We start from the raw sequence: 24,823 nt of genomic DNA, 5'->3' as shown, positions 1-24,823 counted from the left end.
TGCGCGCCTGCAACAGCACAGCGCCAAAGCTCGCGAGTTTACAGGTCAAGCGCCGGAAATAAATCACCCGCCTCTTCAGATCGACCACTCAGCAGTTCGCATCAGCCGGCCTTGACAACACATCAAGTCATCGGCATGATTCGCGGCCTATTTTGTTTGCTATTTCCTAAAAAGTCTTTCGAGGAGCTCGACGGTGGCCAACACACCTTCCGCCAAAAAACGTGCAAAACAGGCTGAGAAGCGTCGCAGCCACAACGCCAGCCTGCGTTCCATGGTTCGTACCTACATCAAGAATGTAGTTAAAGCCATCGACACCAAAGACGCTGAAAAAGCTCAAGCAGCTTACGTTCTGGCTGTGCCAGTTATCGACCGTATGGCCGATAAAGGCATCATCCACAAGAACAAGGCCGCTCGTCATAAGAGCCGCCTGAATGGCCACATCAAGGCTCTGAGCGTTCTTGCTGCAGCCTAAGTGGTAGCAACTGCAACGCAACCCCGGTTGCGAAACAGTTAAGAAATGCCCCATACCGAAAGGTCTGGGGCATTTTTGTTTGCGCCTGAAAATACACCACGAGCAAAATGTGGGAGGGGTATCCGGTAGAGATTTTCAAGCGCACAAAAAAACGCCCCGAACCAGTCGGGGCGTTTTTGCTACCACTTGATCAAAACATCAATCAATGGTGATGACCGCCTTCACCGTGGACGTGACCGTGGGCCACTTCTTCCTGGGAAGCGTCGCGGATGGCAACGATCTTCACTTGGAAGTTCAGGCGCTGACCAGCCAGAGGGTGGTTGCCGTCGACGGTGACGTCGTCGCCGTCCAGATCACGGATGGTGACGATCTGCATTTGACCGTCCGGCGCGGAAGCGTGGAACTGCATGCCCACTTCCAACTCATCAACACCTTCGAACATGCTGCGGCTCAGGGTGCTGACCAGTTCGGCGGAGTATTCGCCGTAGGCATCTTCAGGTTCTACGGCAACGGTCAGCTCATCACCAACGCTCTTGCCTTCCAGAGCCTTTTCCAGGCCTGGGATGATGTTACCTGCGCCTTGCAGGTAGACCAGCGGCGCGCCGCCGGCTGAGCTGTCGATGACCTCACCAGCGTCGTTGGTCAGGGTATAGTCGATGGAGACAGCCTTGTTAGCGGCGATCGTCATGGGGCGAGACCTTTTGCATAAGAATGAAGAACGGACAAGTCTAAACAAGGATTTGCCCGAAAGCGAACAGAACCCGGACGGACGGGGCCGATCAACGGCATCCTTGATCATCGGTTTCCACCAGGACGAGGAGGGTCACTGGGTTGCCGAGCTGTCTTGCGGCCACACCCAGCACCTGCGCCACCAGCCTCCGTGGCAGTCCCGCGCCTGGGTTCTGGCCCCCGCGCAGCGCCTGGAAAAAATAGGCCAGCCCTTTGCCTGCGGCTGGTGTGCGCAAGCGCCCGAATAACGATAACCTTGGCACCTGATTCCCGGCAGGCACTCAACCATAGAGCGCCACCGAAGCCATGCACCTCCAGAGAATTCGCATGCAGACTTTTTTTATCGCGCCCACCGATTTTGGTGTGGGCCTGACCTCCATCAGCCTTGGGCTGGTGCGTACCCTTGAGCGAGCCGGCCTGAAAGTCGGCTTCTTCAAGCCGATTGCCCAGCCGCACCCTGGCGATACCGGCCCTGAGCGCTCCACTGAACTGATAGCGCGCACCCACGGACTAAAACCACCACAGCCCCTGGGCCTGGCTCACGTGGAGCGGATGCTCGGCGACGGCCAGCTCGACGAACTGCTCGAGGAAATCATCACCCTTTACCAGCAAGCCGCCGTGGGCAAGGACGTGCTGATCGTCGAAGGCATGGTGCCGACCCGCAGCGCCAGCTATGCGGCCCGGGTCAACCTGCACCTGGCCAAGAGCCTGGACGCAGAAGTGATCCTGGTCTCGGCCCCGGAAAACGAAGTGCTCACCGAACTCTCCGGCCGCGTGGAATTGCAGGCCCAACTGTTCGGCGGCCCGAAAGACCCGAAAGTGCTCGGCGTGATCCTGAACAAGGTACGCACCGACGAAAGCATGGAAGCCTTCTCGGCGCGCCTCAAGGAGCATTCCCCCTTGCTGCGCAGCGGTGATTTCCGCCTGCTCGGCTGCATTCCTTACCAGCCGGAACTCAACGCGCCGCGCACCCGCGACGTGGCCGATCTGATGGGCGCGCAGATCCTCAACGCCGGCGACTACGAAACCCGGCGCATGACCAAGATCATCATCTGCGCCCGCACCATGCGTAACACCGTGGAGCTGCTCAAGCCCGGCGTGCTGGTGGTGACCCCCGGCGACCGTGACGACATCATCCTCGCCGTCAGCCTGGCCGCGATCAACGGCGTGCCCCTGGCCGGCCTGCTGCTGACCAGCGATACCCTGCCCGACCCGCGCATCATGGAGCTGTGCCGCGGCGCCTTCCAGGCTGGGCTGCCGGTTTTGTCGGTGAGTACCGGTTCCTACGAAACCGCCAACCTGCTCAACAACCTCAACAAGGAAATCCCCATTGATGACCGCGAGCGCGCGGAGATCATCACCGATTTCGTCGCCAGCCACCTCGACGCGCGCTGGCTGCACCAGCGCTGCGGCACGCCACGGGAGATGCGCCTGTCGCCGGCGGTGTTCCGCTACCAGTTGATCCAACGCGCCCAGGCCGCTAACAAACGCATTGTGCTGCCCGAGGGCAGCGAGCCGCTGACCGTGCAAGCCGCCGCCATTTGCCAGGCAAGGGGCATCGCGCGCTGCGTGCTGCTGGCCAAGCCGGCTGACGTGGAAGCCGTCGCGCGCGCCCAAGGCATCGAATTGCCCGAAGGCCTGGAGATTCTCGACCCGGACCTGATTCGCCAGCGCTACGTCGAGCCCATGGTTGCCCTGCGCAAGAGCAAGAGCCTGAATGCGCCGATGGCCGAGCAGCAACTGGAAGACACCGTGGTGATCGCCACCATGATGCTCGCACTGGATGAAGTGGACGGTCTGGTCTCCGGAGTTATCCACTCCACCGCCAACACCATTCGCCCGGCCTTGCAGCTGATCAAGACCGCACCGGGCTGCACCCTGGTGTCATCGGTGTTCTTCATGCTGTTCCCCGAGCAGGTGCTGGTCTACGGCGACTGCGTGATGAACCCGCACCCAAGTGCCGCCGAGCTGGCGGAAATCGCCTTGCAAAGCGCCGACTCGGCCGCCGCCTTCGGCATCACCCCGCGTGTGGCGATGATCAGCTACTCCAGCGGCGACTCGGCCAGCGGTGAGGAAGTGGAGAAGGTCCGCGAAGCCACCCTGCTCGCTCATGAGCAGCAAAGCTCGCTTCTGATCGACGGCCCCCTGCAATACGACGCCGCCGCCAACGAAACCGTCGCCCGCCAACTGGCCCCCGACAGCCTGGTCGCCGGTAAAGCCACCGTGTTCGTGTTCCCAGACCTGAACACCGGCAATACCACGCACAAGGCCGTGCAACGCAGTGCCGATTGCGTCAGCCTGGGGCCGATGCTCCAAGGCCTGCGCAAACCGGTCAACGACCTGCCTCGTGGCGCCCAGGTCGACGACATCGTGTACACCATCGCGCTGACTGCGATCCAAGCCGCCAACCGACCTATGGATATCTAAATGCTGGATTTTCTACCTGCCGCCGTACGCGGGGTGATCGCGTCCTTGTTGCTGGCGCTGAACACGATCCTGCTGTGTTCGTTCCTGTTTGTCGTGGCGCTGTTCAAGGCCCTGCCCTTCGCCAAACGCTTCAGTGAATGGCTGATGAACCACACCCATGAAGCCTGGGTCACCAACAACAAGGGTTGGATGAACCTGGTGCGCAGCACCCGCTGGCACCTTAAAGGCCTTGAAGGCCTGGACTACCAGCACTCGTACCTCGTCACCAGCAACCACCAGAGCTGGGTCGACATCATGGTCCTGCAATACGTGCTCAATCGACGCATTCGCCCGCTGAAGTTCTTCCTCAAGCAGGAGTTGATCTGGGTGCCGGTGATTGGCTTGGCGTGGTGGGCGTTGGGCTTTCCGTTCATGAAGCGCTACACCAAGGCCTACCTGGAGAAGCACCCGGAGAAAAAAGGCAAAGACCTGGAAACCACCCGCAAGACCTGTGCGAAGTTTCGCAACAATCCGGTGGGCATTTTCAACTTTGCCGAAGGCACGCGCTTTACGCCGAGCAAGCACGCACAGCAGAAGTCGCCGTTTCGCTACCTGCTCAAGCCCAAGGCGGGTGGTATCGCGTTTGTGCTGGATGCCATGGGGGAACAGCTGAAATCACTGGTCAACGTGACCATTCACTACCCTGGCGGACGCCCTGGGTATTGGGATTTGCTGTGCGGGAATGTGAAGGACGTGGTGGTGCAGTTTGAAGAGGTGCAGATTCCGGCCGAGTTTATCGGCAAAAATTATGAGCAGGATGGGGAGTATCGGTTGGCGTTCCAGGGGTGGATCAACCAGCTGTGGGAAACCAAGGATGCGTTGCTGGACCGACTTCACAAAGACTTCCCAGACAAACGATAACCAAAATGTGCGAGGGGGCTTACCCCCGATAGCGGTGGATCAGTGACAGATGTACTGACTGACACACTGCTATCGGGGGCAAGCCCCCTCCCACATTTGACTGCAGCGAGGTTTAGATCGCGCCGCGCTGACGCAACAGCTCCAACACTTGCTTGACACTGTCTTCCAGCGACAGGGCCTGGGTGTCGATTACCAGGTCGGCATTCAACGGCACGTCGTACGGGAAGGATTCGCCAGGGATGTTATCCCCACCCGCCGCGTACAGGCCCTGCGGATCACGCTCGGCACACACCAGCGGCGAGGCCTGCACGTACACGGTCAGCAGGCGATCGCTGCCAATCAGCGCCTTGGCCTGTTCACGGCCTTCGGCATCCGGGGCGACGAACGCGGCCAGGGTCAGCAGGCCGGCTTCGTTGAACTGACGCGCCACGTGAGCGGCACGACGCCAGTTCTCGGTACGTCCGGCACGGTCCTGCGGCAACCCTTTATTCAGGTCGTGACGCAGGTTCTGGCCATCCAGCACAAACACCGCACGGCCCATGTCGAACAGCTTGCGCTCGACCGCATAGGCCAAGGTGCTCTTGCCCGCGCCTGACAGGCCGCTGAACAACACTGTGGCCGGTTGCTGGCCGAAACGCTGGGCGCGCTCCTCGGTGGCGACATGGGCCAACTTGCCATGATGGGCCGCACTGCCGTGGGTAATCGGCGGTGCGATGATCATGCCGGCGCCCACGGTACCGTTGGTCAAGCGGTCGATGACGATAAACGCACCGGTGGTGCGGTTGCTGTCGTAGCCATCCAATGCGATGGCGGCGTCGAGGCTGACCTTGACCCGGCCGATTTCGTTCAACTGCAGCGAACTCGCCGGGCCTTCGGCCAGGGTGTTCACGTCCACACGGTGCACGATGCTGGTGATGGAACCCGGCACGTAGCTGGTGGCGCGCTTGATGTCATATTTCTTGCCCGGCAGCATCGGTTCTTCGGCCATCCACACCAGCATGGCGTCGAAGGCGTCGGTCACTTGCGGCACGTTGTCGGCATGCACCAGCAGGTCGCCACGGGAGATGTCGATCTCGTCTTCCATGGTCAGGGTCACGGCCTGGCCTGGGCCGGCGTGCTCCAGCTCACCTTCGAAGGTGACGATGGATTTGACGCGGCTGCTCTTGCCCGACGGCAGCACCACGACGTCGTCGCCCTTGTGCACGATGCCGCTGGCCAGGGTGCCGGCAAACCCACGGAAGTTCAGGTTCGGACGGTTGACGTACTGCACCGGGAAACGCAGGTCGGTGTAGTTGCGGTCATTGGCGATCTCGACGGTCTCGAGGATCTCCATCAGCGACTGGCCGGTGTACCAGGGCGAGTGCTCGCTCTTGTTCACCACGTTGTCGCCCTTGAGCGCCGACATCGGCACGAATGCCATGGTGCTCGGCTTGAAGGCGATGCCCTCGGCGAACTTCAGGTAATCGGCCTTGATCGACTCGAACACGCTTTGGTCAAAGCCATTGATGTCCATCTTGTTGACGGCGATCACGATGTGCTTGATGCCCAGCAACGAGGCGATATAGCTGTGGCGACGGGTCTGGGTCTGCACGCCGTAGCGGGCGTCGATCAGGATGATCGCCAGATCACAGGTGGAGGCACCGGTGGCCATGTTGCGGGTGTACTGCTCATGGCCGGGGGTGTCGGCGATGATGAATTTGCGCTTGGCGGTGGAGAAATAGCGGTAGGCAACATCGATGGTGATGCCCTGCTCACGCTCGGCCTGCAGGCCGTCGACCAGCAACGCCAGGTCGATGTCGTCACCGGTGGTGCCGGACTTTTTCGAGTCACGGGTGATGGCTTCCAGGTGATCTTCGTAGATCATCTTGGAGTCGTGCAGCAGGCGCCCGATCAGGGTGCTCTTGCCGTCGTCGACGTTGCCACAGGTCAGGAAGCGCAACATTTCCTTGCGCTCGTGCTGGCCCAGGTAGGCGAGGATGTCCTCGCTGATCAAATCAGATTGATGCGACATGACAGCCCCTTAGAAATAGCCTTGACGTTTTTTATCTTCCATCGAGCCTGCACCATCGTGGTCGATGACACGGCCCTGGCGCTCGGAAGTTCGCGTCAGGAGCATTTCCTGAATGATGTCCGTCAGCGTCTCGGCTTCGGACTCCACCGCGCCCGTCAACGGGTAGCAGCCAAGGGTACGGAAACGTACTTTCTTTTTGACGATTCGGGCTTTGTCTTCGTCGGACAGGTGCTCGAGGATGCGGTCGTCGTCGATCATGATCAACGTGCCGTTCTTCTCGATGACATCGCGTTCGGCGGCGAAGTACAGCGGTACGATCGGGATGCCTTCCAGGTAGATGTACTGCCAGATGTCCAGCTCGGTCCAGTTGGACAGCGGGAACACACGGATCGACTCACCCTTGTTGACGTTGCCGTTGTAGACGTTCCACAGCTCCGGGCGCTGGTTCTTCGGGTCCCAGCGGTGCTTGCTGTCGCGGAACGAGTACACGCGCTCTTTGGCACGGGATTTCTCTTCATCGCGACGGGCACCGCCGAAGGCAGCGTCGAAACCATGCTTGTCCAAGGCCTGCTTGAGGCCTTCGGTCTTCATGATGTCGGTGTGCTTGGCGCTGCCGTGGGTGAACGGGTTGATGCCCTGCGCCACGCCGTCCGGGTTGACGTGGGTGATCAGGTCCAGGCCCAGCTCTTCGACCATTTTGTCGCGGAACTTGTACATCTCCTGAAATTTCCAGCGGGTGTCGACGTGCATCACCGGGAACGGCAGCTTGCCCGGGAAGAAGGCCTTGCGCGCCAGGTGCAGCATCACGGCGGAGTCTTTACCGATCGAGTAGAGCATCACCGGGTTATCGAACTCGGCGGCGACCTCGCGGATGATGTGGATGCTTTCCGCCTCCAGCTGTTTCAGATGCGTCAGTTTGTCGACCATGGTTACTCACGGAAAAACGATCTTATGGACGGCCAGCGGGCCGTGTTCGAGCGGGGCATGCTAGCACAGCACCTTCTTCTATTCAGGGCGCCGGCTAGATCGAAACGGTATATCAATATGCCCCAAGGTTTGGCCGTCAAATCGGGTTGGGGCAATCGATGAACAGATGCTCCAAGGCAAAGCGCCGCGCCAGGTAGTCGCCCAGAGCCTGTACGCCGTAACGCTCGGTGGCGTGGTGGCCGGCGGCGATAAAGCTGATGTCGTTTTCCCGGGCGCTGTGGAAGGTTTGCTCGGAGGCTTCACCGCTCAGGAACAAGTCGACGCCGGCGGCGATGGCGTTGTCGATGTAACCCTGGCCACCACCGGTGCACCAGCCGACGCGGCGGATCATCTGGCTGCCTTCGATCAGCAGCGGCTCGCGGCCCATCACATCCTGCACACGCCGGGCGAAGTCGCGGGGCGACAGCGGTTCGGCGAGCGAGCCGACCAGACCGACGATCTTGGGGTTGCTCGGGTCCAGTGGGCCTTCGACGGTGACTTCCAGCTGTCGGGCGAGTTGCACGTTGTTGCCAACGTCGGGGTGCAGGTCCAGCGGCAGGTGGTAGGCCAACAGGCTGATGTCGTGCTTGAGCAGGGTTTTCAGGCGGCGTTGCTTCATGCCGGTGATACAGGGGTTTTCGCCTTTCCAGAAATAACCGTGGTGCACCAGGATCAAATCGGCCTGGGCTTCGACGGCCGCGTCCAGCAGGGCCTGGCTGGCGGTCACGCCGCTGACGATGCGCATCACTTGCGGCCGCCCCTCGACCTGAAGGCCATTGGGGCAATAATCGGCAATTTTTGCGCTGCCAAGGTAGCGGTCCGCTTCCTCGACGAGGGTGGTAAGGGGGACGGCCATAAAAGACTCCTAAATATCCCGTTCCGAGGCGCTCGCAGCCTCGTATAATGCGCGACATTATGGGCGCTCTCCCGCCCCCTGCAACCTGTCAGGACTTACTTGATGCTCAAGGCACTGCGTTTTTTTGGATGGCCATTGCTGGCTGGCGTGCTGATCGCGATGCTGATTATTCAGCGTTATCCCCAGTGGGTGGGCTTACCCACCTTAGATGTCAACCTGCAACAGGCGCCGCAGACCAGCTCGGTGGTGCAAGGCCCGGTGACTTACGCGGACGCGGTGGTCATCGCCGCTCCGGCCGTGGTCAACCTGTACACCACCAAGGTCATCAACAAGCCGGCCCATCCGTTGTTTGAAGATCCGCAGTTCCGCCGTTATTTCGGTGACAACGGGCCCAAGCAGCGCCGCATGGAGTCCAGCCTGGGTTCCGGGGTGATCATGAGCCCCGAAGGCTACATCCTCACCAATAACCACGTGACCACCGGCGCCGACCAGATTGTGGTGGCCCTGCGTGACGGCCGCGAAACCCTGGCCCGCGTGGTGGGCAGCGACCCGGAAACCGACCTCGCGGTCCTGAAGATCGATTTGAAAAGCCTGCCTTCCATCACCCTCGGCCGCTCCGATGGGCTGCGGGTGGGTGATGTGGCACTGGCCATCGGCAACCCGTTCGGGGTGGGCCAGACGGTGACCATGGGCATCATCAGCGCCACAGGGCGTAACCAGTTGGGGCTGAACAGCTACGAAGATTTCATCCAGACCGACGCGGCGATCAACCCGGGCAACTCCGGCGGCGCACTGGTGGATGCCAATGGCAACCTGACCGGCATCAACACGGCGATTTTCTCCAAGTCCGGCGGTTCCCAGGGCATCGGCTTTGCGATCCCGGTGAAGCTGGCGATGGAAGTGATGAAGTCGATCATCGAGCACGGCCAGGTAATTCGCGGCTGGCTGGGGATTGAAGTGCAGCCGTTGACCAAGGAACTGGCCGAATCGTTTGGCCTGACCGGGCGCCCTGGCATCGTGGTCGCCGGGATCTTCCGCGATGGCCCGGCACAGAAAGCCGGCCTGCAGTTGGGGGATGTGATCCTCAGCATCAACGGCGAACCGGCCGGTGATGGGCGCAAGTCGATGAACCAGGTCGCGCGGATCAAGCCGACCGACAAGGTGGCGATCCAGGTGATGCGCAACGGTAAAGAAATCAAGCTGCTGGCGGAAATCGGCCTGCGCCCACCGCCTGCACCGGTCAAGGAAGAGGAATAAATCACCTCGGCAGGTACCCGTTCGCGGGTACCTGTAAGCTCATGTTTCAGAGCAGAAGCATTCTCATTGGACATGTTATATTGTTTCAATATCGCCATTGGAACGCTCTATCATGCCGTCTCGAAAGTTTGCCCCCCTGGCTGGCCTGGCCTTGGGTTTGTTGCTGGACCCCGCCTTTGCCGAAGACAATACCGTTGAGCTGGACGCCATCAGCGTCACCACCGACGCCTATGAATCCGCCACCGGCCCGGTCAACGGCTACCGCGCCACCCGTTCTGCCAGCGCGACTAAAACCGACACCGCCCTTCGCGACATCCCACAGTCCATCAGCGTGATTCCCGCCTCGGTACTCACGGACCTAGGCAGCACCAGCGTGGAACGCGCCCTGGAGTTCGCCGGCGGCGTGTCCAAGCAGAACAACTTTGGCGGCCTTACCCTCTATGAATACAGCGTGCGCGGTTTCACCACGTCGGAGTTCTACCAGGACGGTTTCAGCGCCAACCGTGGCTATCCGAGCACGCCGGACGCGGCCAATATCGAACGTATCGAAGTGCTCAAGGGCCCGGCAGCCAGCCTGTATGGCCGTGGTGATCCCGGCGGCACCGTGAATATCGTCACCAAAAAGCCTCAGCCTGAAGCCTTCACCACCCTGCAAACCAGCGCCGGCAGTTGGGATCGCTATCGCACCGCCTTGGACGTCAACACGCCACTGGACAGCGAGGGCAACCTGCTGTCGCGGGTCAACCTGGCGGTGGAAGACAACAACAGCTTCCGCGATCACGTCGAGAGCAAGCGCGTATTTGTCGCGCCCTCATTCAGCTGGCAGCTGGACCCGGACACCCGCCTGCTGGTGGAAAGCGAATTCGTACGCCACAGCTCCACCTTCGACCGGGGCATCGTCGACGCCCCCGGCGTATCGCGCTCCACTTTCCTCGGCGAACCCAACGACGGCGATATCGACAACCACAACAACCGCATCCAGGCCACCCTTGAGCATCACCTCAACGACGCCTGGAAACTGCGCCTGGCCAGCCATTACAAGCAAGGCAGCCTGTGGGGCGACGCCTCGGAAAACCGCGCGCTGAACGCCGACGGCCACACCCTCAACCGCCGTTACCGCGAACGTTCCATGGGTTGGCACGACAGCATCACCCAACTGGAACTGCGCGGCCTGTTTGAGATTGGCAGTTGGCAACATGAACTGCTGGTCGGCACCGAGTACGAGGATTACCGCAAGAAGGAGCGCGTCACCGCCATTGCCGGCAGCCTCTACCCCATCGACCTCTACAACCCGGTCTACGGCCAGCCCAAACCCAACGGCGAACGTTCCGGCACCGACTTCTTCGAACAGACCAAAAGCCAGGCGCTGAACCTGCAAGACCAGATCATCTTCACCGACCGCCTGCGCGGCATGGTCGGCGCGCGCTTCGAGCATTTCGAACAAAGCACCGACGACTTCACCCGTAACCATGCCAAGAGTCGGCAAACCCACGACGCACTTACCCAGCGCGCCGGCCTGCTCTACCAACTGACGCCAGAGGTCGGCGTATTCGCCAACGCCTCCACCTCGTTCAAACCCAACAGCGGCCTGGGCGCCACCGGTAAGACCTTTAAGCCCGAAGAAGGCGTGGGCTATGAGGTGGGGATCAAGAGCGAGCTGTTCGACGACCGCCTCAGCGCCACCCTCGCTGCCTTCCATATTGAAAAGGAAAACGTGCTGGCCCTGGACCCGGCCACCAATACCAACCGCGCCATGGGCAAGGCACGCAGCCAGGGCTTCGACCTGCAACTGACAGGACAACTGACCGATGCCGTACGAGTGATCGGCGCCTTTGCCTACATCGACGCCGAAGTGACCAAGGGTGATAAATCCATTCCAGCAGGTAGCCGAATTCTTGGCGTGGCCAAGCGCAGCGGCAGTCTGTTGGGAGTGTATGAATTCCAGGAAGGTGCGTTACGCGGTTCAGACCTGGGCGCGGCGTTCACCTATGTAGGGGATCGCTCGGGTGAAGCGGGCAGTCGCTTTGAGCTGCCCGCCTACCACACCGTCGATTTGCTGGCCCATTACAAGGCCACGCAGAACGTCACCGTGGGCCTGAACCTCAACAACCTGTTCGATGAAAAGTACTACGAGCGGTCCTACAGCAATTACTGGGTCAATCCCGGCGAGCCGCGCAACTTCACCGTCAGCCTGACCCTCAACCTCTAACCGCCCCTTGCTCGCGAAGCACCTGAGAGCGCCGCATTACCCCAGATGCACTGCGTTATCGTTAACGACCTTCGCGAGCAAGCTCGCGCCTACAGTGACAGCGGTGCTCTTTCGCAGAGGGTATTGAGCGCCGCCGCCCATTGCGGGTCATCATTGAGGCACGGCACCAGCACCAACTCCTCACCGCCCGCCTCGCGGAATTGCTCCCGACCACGATCACCGATCTCTTCCAGGGTCTCGATGCAATCGGCAACAAACGCGGGGCACATCACCAGCAGCTTTTTCACCCCTTGCTGGGCCAGCGCTTCCAGGCGTGCCTCGGTGTAGGGTTCGATCCATTTCGCGCGACCCAGGCGCGATTGAAATGCCACTGACCATTTGTCGTCGGGCAAGCCCAGGCGCGCGGCGAAATCCCGGGCAACGCTGAAGCATTGCGCGCGGTAGCAGGTAGCGAGCACCTCAGGCGAGGCATTCTTGCAGCAGTCCGCGTCCTTGAAACAGTGCGCACCGGTAGGGTCGAGCTTTTTCAGATGGCGCTCGGGCAAGCCGTGGAAGCTCAGCAGCAAGTGGTCGTAATGCGCGTCTATATAAGGTCGGGCGCTGGCTGCCAACGCATCGAGGTATTCAGCCTGATCGTAGAACGGCTGCAGGATCGAGAACTGTACGTTGAGCTTTTTGTCACGCACCACCCGCTTGGCTTCCTCAATCACCGTGGTCACGGTGCTGTCGGCAAATTGCGGGTACAAGGGCGCCAGCGTGACCTTTTGAATACCTTGGGCGGCCAACCGCGTGAGGGTCGTTTCCAGGGAAGGCTCGCCATAACGCATCGCCAACTCCACGGGCCCCTGGGTCCACTGCGCGGTCATCTGCTGTTGCAGGCGACGACTTAGTACCACCAACGGCGAGCCCTCGTCCCACCAGATCGAGGCGTAGGCATGGGCAGACTGCTCGGGGCGCTTGATCAGGATCAGCGATACCAGCAAGCGCCGTACCGGCCACGGCAGGTCGATTACATAAGGGTCCATCAGGAACTGATTGAGGTAGCTGCGCACATCGGCCACCGAAGTGGACGCCGGTGAGCCCAGGTTGACCAGTAACAACGCGTGATCCGTCATGCAACATCCTATCTCTTAGAGGCGGCTGGAAACGTCGTCCAAAGCCGCACGCAACTCAGTGAACTGGAAAGTGAAACCGGCCGCCACCAGGCGTTCGGGCAATGCTTTCTGGCCGCCCAGCAACAAGCCGGACAACTCGCCCAAACCCACCTTCAACGCAAAGGCCGGCATCGGCATGAACGCCGGGCGGTGCAGCACCTGGCCCAATGTCTTGGCGAACTCGCGGTTACGCACCGGGTGCGGCGCGCAGGCATTATAAGGACCGCTGGCGTCATCCTTGTGCAGAAGAAAATCAATCAGGGCGATTTGATCCCTGATATGCACCCAAGGCATCCACTGCCGCCCGTTGCCGATAGGCCCGCCCAGCCCGAGCTTGAACGGCAGCAACAGGCGCGACAAAAAGCCGCCCTCGGCCGCCAGCACCAGGCCGGTACGCACCAGCACCACGCGGATGCCCATCGCTTCGGCACGCTGGGCGGTTTCTTCCCAGGCGATGCACAGTTGGCTGGGGAAATCGTCTTGTACCGGCCCGCTGGCCTCGGTCAGTTCGCGCTCACCACCGTCGCCGTACCAGCCCACCGCCGAACCGGAAACCAGCACCGCCGGTTTCTGCGCCTGGCTTTCGAGCCAGGCCAGCAGGGTTTCGGTCAAGCCGATGCGGCTACTCCAAAGCAACGCCTTGCGTTTGTGGGTCCAGGGACGGTCAGCAATCGGCGCACCCGCCAGGTTAACCACCGCGTCCACCGCGCCAATCACCTCCTCCAGACGACCCACGCCCAGCACCGTTGCACCACACAACCGGGCGACGTCTTCAGGATGACGGCTCCACACCGTCAGGCGATGCCCTTGGGCAATCCAGTGTTGGCAGAGTTGGCGACCGATCAGGCCGGTACCGCCGGTCAGCAAAATATGCATGGGACGCTCCTCATGTAACGTTCGCCGCCGATCACTAGTCTATTTTATAAGCAGGGATCAATTTGTAATCGAGCGTGACTTTTGTTTAAGCCTCATGGTTAACCATAGGTCACGCCAAGCGATCAGGTACGCCAAAACTTATACCAAAAAATAATATTGTACAGCTATTGGTGTCGGCGTAGCCTGTACCCAACGGTAAAACGAGGCCTCCCATGACTGTCCCCATCGCGATCATCGGCACCGGCATCGCCGGTCTCTCCGCCGCCCGAGCGTTACAAGACGCCGGGCACGTTGTACAACTCTTCGATAAAAGCCGCGGCAGCGGCGGCCGCATGTCCAGCAAGCGCAGCGACGCCGGCGCACTGGACATGGGCGCCCAATACTTCACCGCCCGCGACCGACGCTTCGTCAACGAAGTGCAGCGCTGGCAAAGCAACGGCTGGGCCGAGCAATGGAAACCCCAGCTGTACAACTTCAAGTCCGGCCAGCTCACGCCCTCCCCCGATGAACAGATCCGCTGGGTCGGCACGCCACGCATGAGCGCAATCACCCGCGCCCTGCTCGACGACCTGCCGGTGGAGTTCGGTTGCCGTATCACCGAAGTGTTCCAAGGCAAGCAACACTGGAACCTGCTGGATGCCGACGGTGAAAACCACGGCCCCTTCAGCCACGTGATCATCGCCACGCCCGCCCCCCAGGCCACTGCCCTTCTGGCCGCCGCCCCCAAACTGGCGAGCGCCGCCGCCGGCGTGAAGATGGACCCGACCTGGGCCATCGCCCTGGCCTTCGACAAGCCCCTGGATACACCAATGGAAGGCTGCTTCGTGCAAGACAGCCCACTCGACTGGCTGGCGCGCAACCGCAGCAAGCCCGGGCGCGACAACACCCTCGACACCTGGGTGCTGCACGCCACCAGCACTTGGAGCAAGGCCCACCTGGACCTGTCCAAGGAGGCGGTGATCGAACACCTGCACGGTGCCTTCGCCGAATTGCTCCACAGCGCCATGCCCGCACCGTCCTTCAGCCTGGCGCACCGCTGGCTCTACGCACGACCGTCCAACGCCCATGAATTCGGGGTGCTGGCCGACGCCGACCTGGGCCTGTACGTGTGTGGCGACTGGTGCCTCTCGGGCCGGGTGGAAGGGGCATGGCTCAGTGGCCAGGAAGCCGCGCGACGTTTGATCGAGCACCTGCAATGAACCGCATCAACCCCGCCAAACTGCTGCTGTCGAAGTGGACGGCAGCCCGGCCCCGCAACAAAGAAAAACACTTCTTGGTGACCGAGCTGTTTCGTGACGAAGAAGGCACCGTGCTGGAAATCGAGCTGCAAGCCGTGATGACCAAGCGCACTGATCGCCTGGCCTGGCAAACCCTGCAAAATGCCGAGGATTGGCAAATCGGCTGGAAATAGCTCCCGAGCAAATACTTGTACAAATAATTTGACTTGTACAGCATCAAACCTATGATGAGACTTGGTTGTACAGATTTTATATTTTGTACAGGAATCTTGCAGAGGTTTGGCCATGCCCGCACCATCGTCCATCAAGCCGAAGATTGGCATCAGCGCCTGCCTGCTGGGCGAGAACGTGCGTTTCAATGGCGGTCACAAGCAATCCCAGCTATGCAGCGAAGTACTCGCCGAGTATTTCGACTTCGTGCCGCTGTGCCCGGAAGTGGCGATCGGCCTGGGTATCCCCCGTGAAACCATTCGCCTGGTGGGCGATGCCGAACAACCCCAGGCCGTCGGCACCGTACACCGCGAGCTGAATGTCACCGCGCCGCTGGACGCATACGCCCGCAAAATGGCCGCCGAACACACCGACCTGTGCGGTTACATCTTCATGCAGAAGTCGCCATCCTGCGGTCTGGAACGCGTCAAGGTCTACCGTGAAAACGGAGCGCCGGTGGAGGGCGGCGGGCGTGGCATTTACGCCCAGGCGTTCTGCGCGCGTCACCCGAACCTGCCTGTGGAAGAAGACGGCCGCCTGAATGACCCGGTACTGCGGGAAAACTTCCTGACCCGCGTCTTCGTCTACGCCAGTTGGCAGCAACTGCAGGCCGAGGGCCTGACCCGCCACCGCTTGCTGGCGTTTCACTCGCGCTACAAGTATTTGCTGATGGCCCACAGCCTGATGCATTACAAGAGCCTGGGCCACCGCCTCGGCAGCATGGCCAAGGACGTCGACCTCGACGAGTTGGGCGCCTGCTATTTCAGCGACTTGATGACCGGCCTGAAAAAGTGCGCCACCCGCGGCACCCACACCAACGTGCTGCAACACATCAGCGGCTACCTCAAGCAGGCCATCAGCGCCGATGACAAACAGGAAATACAGACAGTTATCGGCCAGTACCATCAGGGCATCGTGCCACTGGTGGTGCCGTTGACCCTGCTCAAGCATCACTTTCGCCAACACCCGGACCGCTACATCGCGCAGCAGGCCTACTTGCAGCCGCACCCGGAAAATCTCAGCCTGCGTAATGCGATCTAAACCATGAAAAGCGTCATGACCGCTATCTTGCAAGACGAACCCGGCGCAGACATCGCCCAAGCCCTCGAAGACGGTTGGCTGCCGATCCGCGAAGTGGCGCGCCAGACCGGCGTCAACGCCGTGACTCTGCGCGCCTGGGAACGCCGTTATGGCCTGATCGTGCCCCAGCGCACGCCCAAGGGCCATCGGCTGTTCAATGCCGAGCATGTACAACGCATCCACACCATCCTCACCTGGCTCAATCGCGGCGTACCGGTCAGCCAGGTCAAAGGCCTGATCGATTCCGCTCAAGCCCTTCCCGATGCCGTAAAGAACGAGTGGCAAGCCTTGCGCCAGAACCTGGTGCAGGCCGTCAGCGAGCTGGCCGAACGCCGGGTGGACGATGTGTTCAACCAGGCCATGGCGCTGTACCCGCCGCGCACCCTGTGTGAGCAACTGCTGCTGCCGCTGCTGCAGGAGTTGGAGCAACGCTGGCAAGGCCAGTTTGGCGCACAGATGGAACGGGTGTTTTTCCTGTCCTGGCTGCGCAGCAAATTCGGTGCACGTATCTACCACAACAATCGCCAGTTGCACGGCGCGCCACTGTTGCTGGTCAACCACTCCGACCTGCCCCTGGAGCCGCACCTGTGGCTCAGCGCCTGGCTGGCCAGCAGCGCCGATTGCCCGGTGGAAGTCTTCGACTGGCCATTGCCCACCGGCGAATTGGCCCTGGCGGCGGAACACCTGCAACCGCGTGCCGTGCTCCTGTATTCGAGCAAGGCCCTGCAATTGCCCGCACTGACCAAGCTGCTGGGCGGAGTCAGTTGCGCAAAACTGCTCGTCGGACCCACGGTCTGCATCCACCAGGCCGAGCTGGCCGTATTAACCCAAGACACTCCTGAATTGTTCGTGGCCGAAGACCCGCTGTCGGCCCACCAGCTCCTGATCCAGCGTGGACTTATTTAAATGCACTTGATCTGGCTGCGCACCGACTTGCGCCTTCACGACAACACCGCCCTGGCTGCGGCCTGCCAGCGAGGCCCGGTGGCGGCCGTGTACCTGATCACGCCTGAGCAATGGCTGACCCATGACGATGCGCCGTGCAAAGTGGATTTCTGGCTGCGCAACCTGCAGCACTTGAGCCAGGCCCTGGGCGCACTGAACATGCCCTTGCTGATCCGCCACGCCGCCACCTGGGACCAGGCCCCCGCCGTATTGAATCAACTGTGCCGGGAACTGGCCGTGGAGTCGGTGCACGTCAACGAGGAATACGGCATTCATGAAAGCCGTCGCGATGCTGCTGTCGCTGAGGCGCTGGAAGCCGGCGGCGTGACGTTCCACAGCTACCTGGACCAACTGTTTTTCCAACCGGGCAGCGTGCTGACCAAGACCGGCACCTACTTCCAGGTGTTCAGCCAGTTCCGCAAGGTCTGCTACGCTCGCCTGCACAGCGCCCTGCCGCGCTTGGTCGCGACGCCACAGGCCCAAAGCCCGATCCCCCTCAAGAGCGATCCGATTCCCGAACAGGTCGAAGGCTTTGAGCCACCCAGCGAGACCCTGCGCGCCCTCTGGCCCGCCGGCGAAGACGAAGCCCGCCGCCGCCTCGACGCCTTCGCCGACCAGCAGATCAGCTACTACAAAGACGAACGCGACTTTCCGGCCAAGCCCGGCACCAGCCAGCTCTCCGCCTACCTGGCCGCCGGCGTGGTTTCGCCGCGCCAATGCCTGCACGCCGCACTGCAAACCAATCAGGGCGAGTTCGAAAGCGGCGACATCGGCGCCATCACCTGGATCAATGAACTGCTGTGGCGTGAGTTCTACAAACATATTCTGGTCGGCTACCCACGGGTCTCCCGTCACCGCGCTTTCCGCCCCGAGACCGAAGCCCTGGCCTGGCGCGATGCACCCAAGGACCTTGCCGCCTGGCAGCAAGCCCGCACCGGCCTGCCGATCATCGATGCCGCGATGCGCCAACTGCTGGAAACCGGCTGGATGCATAACCGCCTGCGCATGGTGGTGGCGATGTTCCTGACCAAGAACCTGTTGATCGACTGGCGCGAAGGCGAGCGTTTCTTCATGCGGCACCTGATCGACGGCGACCTGGCGGCCAATAACGGCGGCTGGCAATGGAGCTCATCCACCGGCACCGACTCGGCGCCGTACTTCCGGATTTTCAGCCCGCTGAGCCAGTCGGAAAAATTCGACAGCGAAGGTGTATTTATCAAGCACTGGCTGCCGGAGCTGGCCACGCTGAACAAGAAGGAAGTACACAACCCGGAAACCGCCGGCGGTTTGTTTGGCGTGACAGATTATCCGCGCTCGATTGTCGACCTGAAAAAATCCCGCGAACGCGCCCTGGCGGCCTTTCGCAACCTGCCTTCACGCCAGGAGGTCGCCGAACATGAGTGACTTCCTGCCCCGCTTCGCCCAGGCCTTCGCCTCGCTGGACAAGCACAACCTGCAGTTGCTCGACGGCCTCTACAGCAAGGACATCGCGTTCACTGACCCGCTGCATGAAATCCACGGTCTGACTGCGCTGCACACGTATTTCGCCGAGCTGTACAGCAACGTCAGCCAACTGCGCTTCGACTTCCACGGTTTCGACCAGGTGGCCGAAGGCGAAGGTTACCTGCGCTGGAACATGAGTTTCTGCCACCCGCGCCTGGGCAAGGGCAAGGTCATCCGCGTGGAGGGCTGCTCGCATTTGATGTGGCGGGACAAGGTGTACCACCACCGCGACTACTTCGATGCCGGCGCCCTGTTGTACGAACACCTTCCCGTGCTGGGTGGGGTCGTCAGTTGGTTGAAAAGGAGAGTGGGATGAACGCACTGCCGCCCCGTCGTTATTGGCTGACCGGTGCCAGCAGTGGCATCGGCGCTTCCCTGGCCGTGGAGCTGCTCAACAGCGGCGCCCACGTGGCCGTCAGTTCGCGCACCAAAGGCCCGCTGGAAGCACTCGCCCAACGGTACCCCGGCCAGGTGCTGGTGGTGGCCGGCGACCTGACCAATAGCCAGACCGTGCGCGAGATCGGTGAATACATCGGCGCGGCCTGGGGTTCGGTCGACACCGTAATCCTCAACGCCGGCACCTGTGAATATGTCGACGCCAGGCAATTCGATTCCTCGATTATCGAACACGTGGTGCGCACCAACCTGCTGGCCAGCAGTTACTGCATTGAAGCGGCGCTGCCGTTGTTGCGCGCCGGGCGCACGCCACACCTGGTGGGCGTCGCCAGCGCCGTGACCTACCTGCCGATGCCACGGGCCGAAGCGTATGGCGCATCCAAGGCTGGGCTGCGCTACCTGTTCGAATCCCTGCGCATCAGCCTGTCGCCCGAGAACATCGACGTCACGGTGATCAGTCCGGGCTTTGTCGACACCCCGCTCACCGAACGCAATGACTTCCCGATGCCCCTGAGCTGGTCCGCCGACAAGGCCGCGCGGCATATTTTCGCCAAGCTGGAGAAGCGCCCGCTGGAGATCGCCTTCCCTGCGCTGTTTATCGCCACGCTGTGGCCGCTGTCGAAACTGCCGAACCGCGCGCAATTGATCATCGGCAAACGCATGTTGCGCAGCCCGCCACCGAAGAAGGACGACCTGTGAAGATCGCCATTATCGGCAGCGGCATCGCCGGGCTAACCAGCGCCTACCTGCTCAGCCGCCGTCACGACATCAAGCTGTTCGAGGCGGGCGAGCGTATCGGTGGGCATACCCACACGGTCAACGTCACCGTAGAGAGCGAACCCTATGCGGTGGACACGGGCTTCATCGTGTTCAACGACTGGACCTACCCCAACTTCATTCGCCTGCTGGGGCAGATCGGCGTCACCTTCAAGCCCACCGAAATGAGCTTTTCGGTGTGCGACCAGAGCAACGGCTTCGAGTACAACGGCAACAACCTCAACAGCCTGTTTGCCCAGCGCCGCAATATCCTGTCGCCGGGCTTCTGGGGCATGCTGCGCGACATCCTGCGCTTCAATCGCCAGGCACCGCGGGACCTGCAAGAGCAGCGCATCAGCGCCGAGATGACCCTGGGCGACTACCTCGAAGCCGGCGGTTACGGGCCGCGATTTATCCGGCATTACATCGTCCCGATGGGCGCAGCGATCTGGTCGATGTCCCTGGCGGACATGCTGAACTTTCCGCTGCAGTTCTTTGTGCGCTTCTTCAAGAACCACGGCTTGCTCTCGGTGAACAACCGGCCGCAGTGGTGCGTGATCGAGGGCGGTTCCAGTCGTTATATCGAACCGCTGACCCGCAGCTTTCGTGAGCACATCCGCCTCAACTGCCCCGTGCACCTGGTCGAGCGTGACGCTGAGGGGGTGATTATCCACAGCGCCGCCGGCACCGAAGCTTTCGACAAGGTGGTGTTCGCCTGCCACAGCGACCAGGCACTCGCCTTGCTCAACGAGCCGAGCCAGGCCGAGCAGGAGATCCTCGGCGCCCTGCCCTATGCCGACAACGACGTGGTGCTGCACACCGACACGCGCCTGCTGCCCGACCGCAAACTGGCCTGGGCCAGTTGGAACTACAGGCTGAGCGGCGACGCGCAGACCCAGGCCGCTGTCACCTATGACATGAACATCCTGCAAGGTATCGACAGCGCCACCACCTTTTGCGTCAGCCTCAACCAGACGTCGCTGATCAACCCGCTGAAGATCCTCGCACGCTACACCTACGCCCACCCGCAATACAGCCTGGCCGCCGTGGCCGCGCAAGCGCGTTGGGAGGAACTGAACGGCACGCGACATACGTGGTATTGCGGCGCCTATTGGGCCAATGGTTTCCATGAAGACGGCGTGGTCAGCGCCTTGCGCGTGGCCGAAGCCTTTGGGGAAAGCCTGTGAACAGCGCCCTGTACAGTGGCTGGATCGCCCATCGGCGGTTTGCCCCCAAGGCCCACGCCTTTCGCTACCGCATCGGTCTGCTGTACCTGGACTTAAGTGAACAGGACGAAGTGCTCGGGCTATCGCCCCTGGCCGGCGCAAGTCGCCTGGCGCCCTTCGGTTTTCGCCAGCAGGACTACCTGCATGAATTCACGCGCCACGGCATGAGCTTGACCGATGCCGTGCGCCAGGAAGTCGGCAAGGCTCTGGGGCATACACCCCAGGGCGTTATCTGCCTGCTGACCCAGGCCCGCAGTTGGGGCCTGGCTTTTAATCCGGTGAGTTTCTTCTACTGCTTCGAGGCCGATGGGCAACTGGCCGCGATCCTGTGCGAAGTGACCAACACCCCATGGCGCGAGCGCTATCACTACGTGCTGCCAGCCCAGGCCCTTGGTGCGGAGGAGCACCAGCACTTCGCCGTGGCCAAGGCGTTTCACGTGTCGCCGTTTTTGCCGCGCGACCTGGAATACCGCATGAGCTTCAGCCCGCCCGCCGCCAAGCTCGGCGTGCACATGGCCGATTGGCAGGGCGAGGTGAAAGTCTTCGATGCCACCTTGAGCCTGCACAAAGAAACGCTGAACCGCGCCAGCCTGCACCGTTACCTGTGGCGCTTTCCGTGGATGACCGCCAAGACCTGCCTGGCCATTTATTGGCAGGCCCTGCGCCTGTTGCTCAAGCGCACACCGATTTTTTCCCATCAGGCCGCCGACGGCGCCTCTCGCACAGCTGTCGGGTACACCAAGGATCGACGCCATGAAATCCCCTAGTTTATCGGTCAAGACCAACCGCCTGAACGTCAACGGCATGACCAGTGCGCTGCTGCGCAAGGGCGTGCTGCGCCAACTCAGCCAACTGCGCCATGGCCAGTTGGTGGTGATCGAGGACGGCGAGCGCCAGGTATTCGGCGCACGGGAAGCGCACCTGCTGGGGGAAATCCAGATCCTCGATTCGGCGGTATGGGGGCTGGTGGCGGCCAACGGTTCCATCGGCGCCGGCGAAGCGTTTATCCATGGGTATTGGAGCAGCCCGGACCTGACCGCAGTGGTGCGGGTGATGGTGAGTAACCTGGATGTGCTCGACGCGATGGAGGGTGGCCTGGCGAGACTGGCGCGGCCGTTCACCCAAGGCCTGCACTGGCTCAACCGCAACACGCGCAAGGGCTCGCAGAAAAACATCGCCGCCCACTACGACCTCGGCAACGAGCTGTTCGAAGAATTCCTAGACCCGACCATGATGTATTCGGCCGCGCAGTTCCTGACGCCCGACGACACCCTGGAGCAAGCGCAACTGAACAAACTGGAACGCATCTGCCAGAAGCTCGCACTCAAACCCACCGATCATCTGCTGGAAATCGGCACCGGCTGGGGCAGCATGGCGCTGTATGCGGCGCAGCATTATGGCTGCAAGGTCACCACCACGACCTTGTCCAAAGAGCAGTTCGCCTACACCGAAAAACGCATCGCGGCCCTGGGCCTGCAAGACCAGGTCACGTTGCTGCTGCAGGACTACCGCGACCTGACCGGCGAGTACGACAAGCTGGTGTCCATCGAGATGATCGAAGCGGTGGGCCATCGCTTCCTGCCGACCTACTTCAAGCAGTGCGCGCACCTGCTTAAGCGCGATGGCCTGATGTTGCTGCAAGCCATCACCATCCGTGAACAACGCTTTGAACAGGCGAAGAACAGCGTCGACTTTATCCAGCGCTATATCTTCCCCGGCGGCGCCCTGCCCAGTGTGCAGAACATGCTGCACATCGTCAGCCGCGACACCGACATGAACCTGCTGCATATGGAAGATTTCGGCCTGCACTACGCACGAACCCTGCGCCTGTGGCACGAGAACTTTCGCCACGCCCACGGCCGCCTGACGGAGTTGGGCTACGACGAATATTTCCTGCGGTTGTGGGAGTTCTACCTGTGCTACTGCGAGGGCGGCTTTATGGAACGCACTATTGGCACGGCGCAATTGCTGTTGGCCAAACCGTCGGCCATCAACCCTCCGTTGCTCGGGCGCTTCAGTGCTTAAACCACTGGCCAATGCCGTGCTGTTCCAGTGCGGGTGGTTTGCCTGTGTACTCGGTGGCGATAGCCCTTGGTTGCTGGTGGGGCTGGCGGTGCTGGCAATCCACCTGCTGTGGATAAGTTCGTGGGCCCAGGACGGCGCGCTGATTATCCGCGTGACGCTGCTCGGCACGGTACTGGATACGATGCTGCGCAGCCTGGGCGTCTTTCAATTTAGCGAGCCGGGACCACTGATTCCGTTGTGGCTCATCCTGCTGTGGGCAGTGCTGGCCACCACCCTGCGCCATTGCCTGGCCTGGAGTGCACGGCCCTGGTGGCGTGCGGCAGCATTGGGAGCGATCGGGGGGCCGCTGTCGTATTACGCCGGGAGCCAGTTGGCGGGCGTGCATTTTGGCTACCCACTGCTACCCACCATGGCGGGGCTGGCGCTGCTTTGGGCGGCGGTGTTCGTCGGACTGCATCGGCTGGCGCGCTGACGCCTGTCAGACCTTTCACACCTGCGTCACCCGCTTGCCTTACACTGCGCGCCTATGACCAACATCCCGCACACTCAAATCACCGAACCCGCCGTCACCTGCTCGACCTGCGCGGCCTGCTGCTGCCAGCTGGAAGTGATGCTGATCACCGACACCGGCGTGCCGGAGCGCTATATCGACACTGACGATTGGGGCGGTGAAGTGATGCTGCGCCTGGACGACGGCTGGTGCGCGGCACTGGATCGCGACACGATGATGTGCACGATCTACGAGCGTCGGCCGCTGATTTGCCGCGAGTTCGAGATGGGCGCACCGGAGTGCCTGACCGAGCGCGAAGGAATCGCCACGGCCTACCGCTGATCTCAGGCCAGTGAAGACCTTAATGTGGGAGGGGGCTTGCCCCCGATAGCGGAGTGTCAGTCGCGGAATTTGCCAACTGATCCATCGCCATCGGGTTCAAGCCCCCTCCCACACTGTTTTGCAGCGTTCCTGGGAATTACAGCGGCATGGTGTAGTGCAGCGAGTAACTTTCTACACCATCGTTATTGCTGCTGATCCCGGCATTGGAGTAGTGCGTGGCGCGAATGCCCACTTCATGCCCACCGGTGAAGCGCAGGCCGAAACCCAAGCGGTCTTCGAACTGAAAAGCCTGGCCGATGTTGTTGTCTTCCAGCTTGGTACGGGAAAACACCGCTACACCGATCCCGGCTTCGATGTAGGGCTTGACCGACTGGCCGGCAAACTCATACACGAATACCGGCGAGAACGACAGGCTGCTCGCGCCTGCACGGTCATCACCTTCCCAATAGGTATAGGCGCCGCTCCAATAGCCGGTCAGGCGACCGACGTCGCTTTGCATCCAGCTTTTGTCCCAATCCGAGGTCAGGCCCAGTCGATAGGTCAACGTCGAATCACTGGTGCTGCCAACCCCAAACTCCAGGCCTGCGGCCTGGGTCGAAACAGAGTGTCCCACCACTACAGCCGCAATCGCGGCCAAACAGAACAAGCGCTTCATAAGAAACAGTCCTTTGAAAACGAAGTTGTATGATTTTTTACAGGCCATCTCGCTATAGAAGCTGACGCACACTCAGAAGTTCAGCGACATTTCACGAAAT

The 24,823-nt window shown here is 61.4% G+C and carries 25 protein-coding genes; 18 read left to right on the top strand and 7 right to left on the bottom strand.

The genetic code is table 11. The annotated features are described in order from the left end of the window. The first annotated feature begins 193 nt into the window (after nucleotides 1–193). Nucleotides 194–472 carry a 30S ribosomal protein S20 gene (rpsT, locus tag FBY10_RS00910; RefSeq protein WP_145335413.1) on the top strand — a complete coding sequence of 93 codons (279 nt, stop codon included), beginning with the start codon at nucleotides 194–196 and terminating at the stop codon, nucleotides 470–472. 202 nt (nucleotides 473–674) lie between these two features. On the opposite strand, the gene FBY10_RS00905 is transcribed toward rpsT, so the two are convergent. Beyond that, nucleotides 675–1,160 (bottom strand): peptidylprolyl isomerase, encoded by a 486-nt coding sequence (locus FBY10_RS00905; protein WP_027606858.1) that lies wholly within the window; start codon nucleotides 1,158–1,160, stop codon nucleotides 675–677. Between FBY10_RS00905 and FBY10_RS00900 the strand changes: the two genes are divergently transcribed. The 3 genes from FBY10_RS00900 to FBY10_RS00890 all read left to right on the top strand — a co-directional run bounded on the left by FBY10_RS00900 (nucleotide 1,159) and on the right by FBY10_RS00890 (nucleotide 4,528). Beyond that, nucleotides 1,159–1,449, top strand: a complete 291-nt coding sequence (locus tag FBY10_RS00900) for a DUF3565 domain-containing protein (RefSeq protein ID WP_306100277.1) — start codon at nucleotides 1,159–1,161, stop codon at nucleotides 1,447–1,449. The two genes, FBY10_RS00905 and FBY10_RS00900, sit on opposite strands and share 2 nt — an antisense overlap. Nucleotides 1,450–1,528: 79 nt before the next feature. Beyond that, nucleotides 1,529–3,628 (top strand): phosphate acetyltransferase, encoded by a 2,100-nt coding sequence (gene pta / locus FBY10_RS00895; RefSeq protein ID WP_053131777.1) that lies wholly within the window; start codon nucleotides 1,529–1,531, stop codon nucleotides 3,626–3,628. Further along, nucleotides 3,629–4,528: an acyltransferase gene (locus FBY10_RS00890; RefSeq protein ID WP_145335417.1), complete on the top strand. Its 900-nt coding sequence runs from the start codon at nucleotides 3,629–3,631 to the stop codon at nucleotides 4,526–4,528. 112 nt (nucleotides 4,529–4,640) lie between these two features. Here FBY10_RS00890 and cysN read toward each other — a convergent pair whose 3' ends face one another. From cysN to FBY10_RS00870, 3 genes are all read right to left on the bottom strand, one after another. Continuing rightward, a complete protein-coding gene (gene cysN, locus FBY10_RS00885; protein ID WP_131698504.1) occupies nucleotides 4,641–6,539 on the bottom strand; it encodes a sulfate adenylyltransferase subunit CysN in 1,899 nt (632 codons plus the stop codon). Between the two features lie 9 nt (nucleotides 6,540–6,548). Continuing rightward, nucleotides 6,549–7,466, bottom strand: coding sequence for a sulfate adenylyltransferase subunit CysD (gene cysD, locus FBY10_RS00880; protein WP_017137614.1), 918 nt, complete (start codon nucleotides 7,464–7,466; stop codon nucleotides 6,549–6,551). Nucleotides 7,467–7,602: 136 nt separating this feature from the next. Then, complete coding sequence (locus tag FBY10_RS00870; RefSeq protein ID WP_131698506.1) at nucleotides 7,603–8,361, bottom strand: Nif3-like dinuclear metal center hexameric protein; 759 nt, start codon at nucleotides 8,359–8,361, stop codon at nucleotides 7,603–7,605. 102 nt (nucleotides 8,362–8,463) lie between these two features. Between FBY10_RS00870 and algW the strand changes: the two genes are divergently transcribed. Beyond that, entirely contained in the window at nucleotides 8,464–9,618 is a 1,155-nt protein-coding gene (algW, locus tag FBY10_RS00865) for a Do family serine endopeptidase AlgW (RefSeq protein ID WP_145335419.1), read from the top strand. 112 nt (nucleotides 9,619–9,730) lie between these two features. Then, nucleotides 9,731–11,827, top strand: a complete 2,097-nt coding sequence (locus tag FBY10_RS00860; RefSeq protein WP_145335421.1) for a TonB-dependent siderophore receptor — start codon at nucleotides 9,731–9,733, stop codon at nucleotides 11,825–11,827. An 89-nt stretch (nucleotides 11,828–11,916) separates the two neighbouring features. Here the strand turns inward: FBY10_RS00860 and hemH are convergent, their stop codons facing one another. Continuing rightward, nucleotides 11,917–12,942, bottom strand: a complete 1,026-nt coding sequence (hemH, locus tag FBY10_RS00850) for a ferrochelatase (protein ID WP_131698509.1) — start codon at nucleotides 12,940–12,942, stop codon at nucleotides 11,917–11,919. Between the two features lie 15 nt (nucleotides 12,943–12,957). After that, complete coding sequence (locus tag FBY10_RS00845) at nucleotides 12,958–13,857, bottom strand: TIGR01777 family oxidoreductase (RefSeq protein ID WP_145335423.1); 900 nt, start codon at nucleotides 13,855–13,857, stop codon at nucleotides 12,958–12,960. 212 nt (nucleotides 13,858–14,069) lie between these two features. Here FBY10_RS00845 and FBY10_RS00840 point away from each other — a divergent pair, with 212 nt between their 5' ends. The 12 genes from FBY10_RS00840 (at nucleotide 14,070) to FBY10_RS00785 (ending at nucleotide 24,068) form a co-directional block, all read left to right on the top strand. Next, the gene (locus FBY10_RS00840) at nucleotides 14,070–15,056 is read left to right on the top strand and encodes an NAD(P)/FAD-dependent oxidoreductase (protein WP_145335425.1); all 987 of its coding nucleotides are present in this window, start codon (nucleotides 14,070–14,072) and stop codon (nucleotides 15,054–15,056) included. Beyond that, entirely contained in the window at nucleotides 15,053–15,268 is a 216-nt protein-coding gene (locus tag FBY10_RS00835) for a TIGR02450 family Trp-rich protein (RefSeq protein WP_131698512.1), read from the top strand. The genes FBY10_RS00840 and FBY10_RS00835 overlap by 4 nt, the downstream gene beginning before the upstream one ends. A 112-nt stretch (nucleotides 15,269–15,380) precedes the next feature. Beyond that, nucleotides 15,381–16,346, top strand: a complete 966-nt coding sequence (locus tag FBY10_RS00830; protein ID WP_145335427.1) for a DUF523 and DUF1722 domain-containing protein — start codon at nucleotides 15,381–15,383, stop codon at nucleotides 16,344–16,346. Between the two features lie 15 nt (nucleotides 16,347–16,361). Then, nucleotides 16,362–17,291 (top strand): MerR family transcriptional regulator, encoded by a 930-nt coding sequence (locus FBY10_RS00825; RefSeq protein WP_131698514.1) that lies wholly within the window; start codon nucleotides 16,362–16,364, stop codon nucleotides 17,289–17,291. After that, nucleotides 17,292–18,734, top strand: a complete 1,443-nt coding sequence (gene phrB, locus FBY10_RS00820) for a deoxyribodipyrimidine photo-lyase (RefSeq protein WP_145335429.1) — start codon at nucleotides 17,292–17,294, stop codon at nucleotides 18,732–18,734. Further along, nucleotides 18,727–19,149 carry a nuclear transport factor 2 family protein gene (locus FBY10_RS00815; RefSeq protein WP_145335431.1) on the top strand — a complete coding sequence of 141 codons (423 nt, stop codon included), beginning with the start codon at nucleotides 18,727–18,729 and terminating at the stop codon, nucleotides 19,147–19,149. Before phrB ends, FBY10_RS00815 begins: the two co-directional genes overlap by 8 nt. After that, nucleotides 19,146–19,928 (top strand): SDR family oxidoreductase, encoded by a 783-nt coding sequence (locus FBY10_RS00810; protein ID WP_145335433.1) that lies wholly within the window; start codon nucleotides 19,146–19,148, stop codon nucleotides 19,926–19,928. Before FBY10_RS00815 ends, FBY10_RS00810 begins: the two co-directional genes overlap by 4 nt. Next, entirely contained in the window at nucleotides 19,925–21,172 is a 1,248-nt protein-coding gene (locus FBY10_RS00805; RefSeq protein WP_145335435.1) for an NAD(P)/FAD-dependent oxidoreductase, read from the top strand. The genes FBY10_RS00810 and FBY10_RS00805 overlap by 4 nt, the downstream gene beginning before the upstream one ends. Then, a complete protein-coding gene (locus tag FBY10_RS00800) occupies nucleotides 21,169–21,978 on the top strand; it encodes a DUF1365 domain-containing protein (RefSeq protein ID WP_131698519.1) in 810 nt (269 codons plus the stop codon). The genes FBY10_RS00805 and FBY10_RS00800 overlap by 4 nt, the downstream gene beginning before the upstream one ends. Beyond that, a complete protein-coding gene (locus tag FBY10_RS00795; protein WP_145335437.1) occupies nucleotides 21,965–23,236 on the top strand; it encodes a cyclopropane-fatty-acyl-phospholipid synthase family protein in 1,272 nt (423 codons plus the stop codon). Before FBY10_RS00800 ends, FBY10_RS00795 begins: the two co-directional genes overlap by 14 nt. After that, nucleotides 23,229–23,708, top strand: a complete 480-nt coding sequence (locus tag FBY10_RS00790) for a DUF2878 domain-containing protein (RefSeq protein ID WP_145335439.1) — start codon at nucleotides 23,229–23,231, stop codon at nucleotides 23,706–23,708. Before FBY10_RS00795 ends, FBY10_RS00790 begins: the two co-directional genes overlap by 8 nt. 54 nt (nucleotides 23,709–23,762) lie before the next feature. Then, the gene (locus FBY10_RS00785; protein ID WP_016977069.1) at nucleotides 23,763–24,068 is read left to right on the top strand and encodes a YkgJ family cysteine cluster protein; all 306 of its coding nucleotides are present in this window, start codon (nucleotides 23,763–23,765) and stop codon (nucleotides 24,066–24,068) included. Nucleotides 24,069–24,204: 136 nt separating this feature from the next. Here the strand turns inward: FBY10_RS00785 and FBY10_RS00780 are convergent, their stop codons facing one another. Next, nucleotides 24,205–24,723 (bottom strand): acyloxyacyl hydrolase, encoded by a 519-nt coding sequence (locus FBY10_RS00780; protein ID WP_131698522.1) that lies wholly within the window; start codon nucleotides 24,721–24,723, stop codon nucleotides 24,205–24,207. Nucleotides 24,724–24,823 lie beyond the last annotated feature (100 nt).

The organism is Pseudomonas sp. SJZ103 (assembly GCF_007828335.1).
In the GTDB taxonomy this organism is placed as follows: Bacteria; Pseudomonadota; Gammaproteobacteria; order Pseudomonadales; family Pseudomonadaceae; genus Aquipseudomonas.
This window is presented reverse-complemented; position numbering and strand designations above follow the sequence as displayed.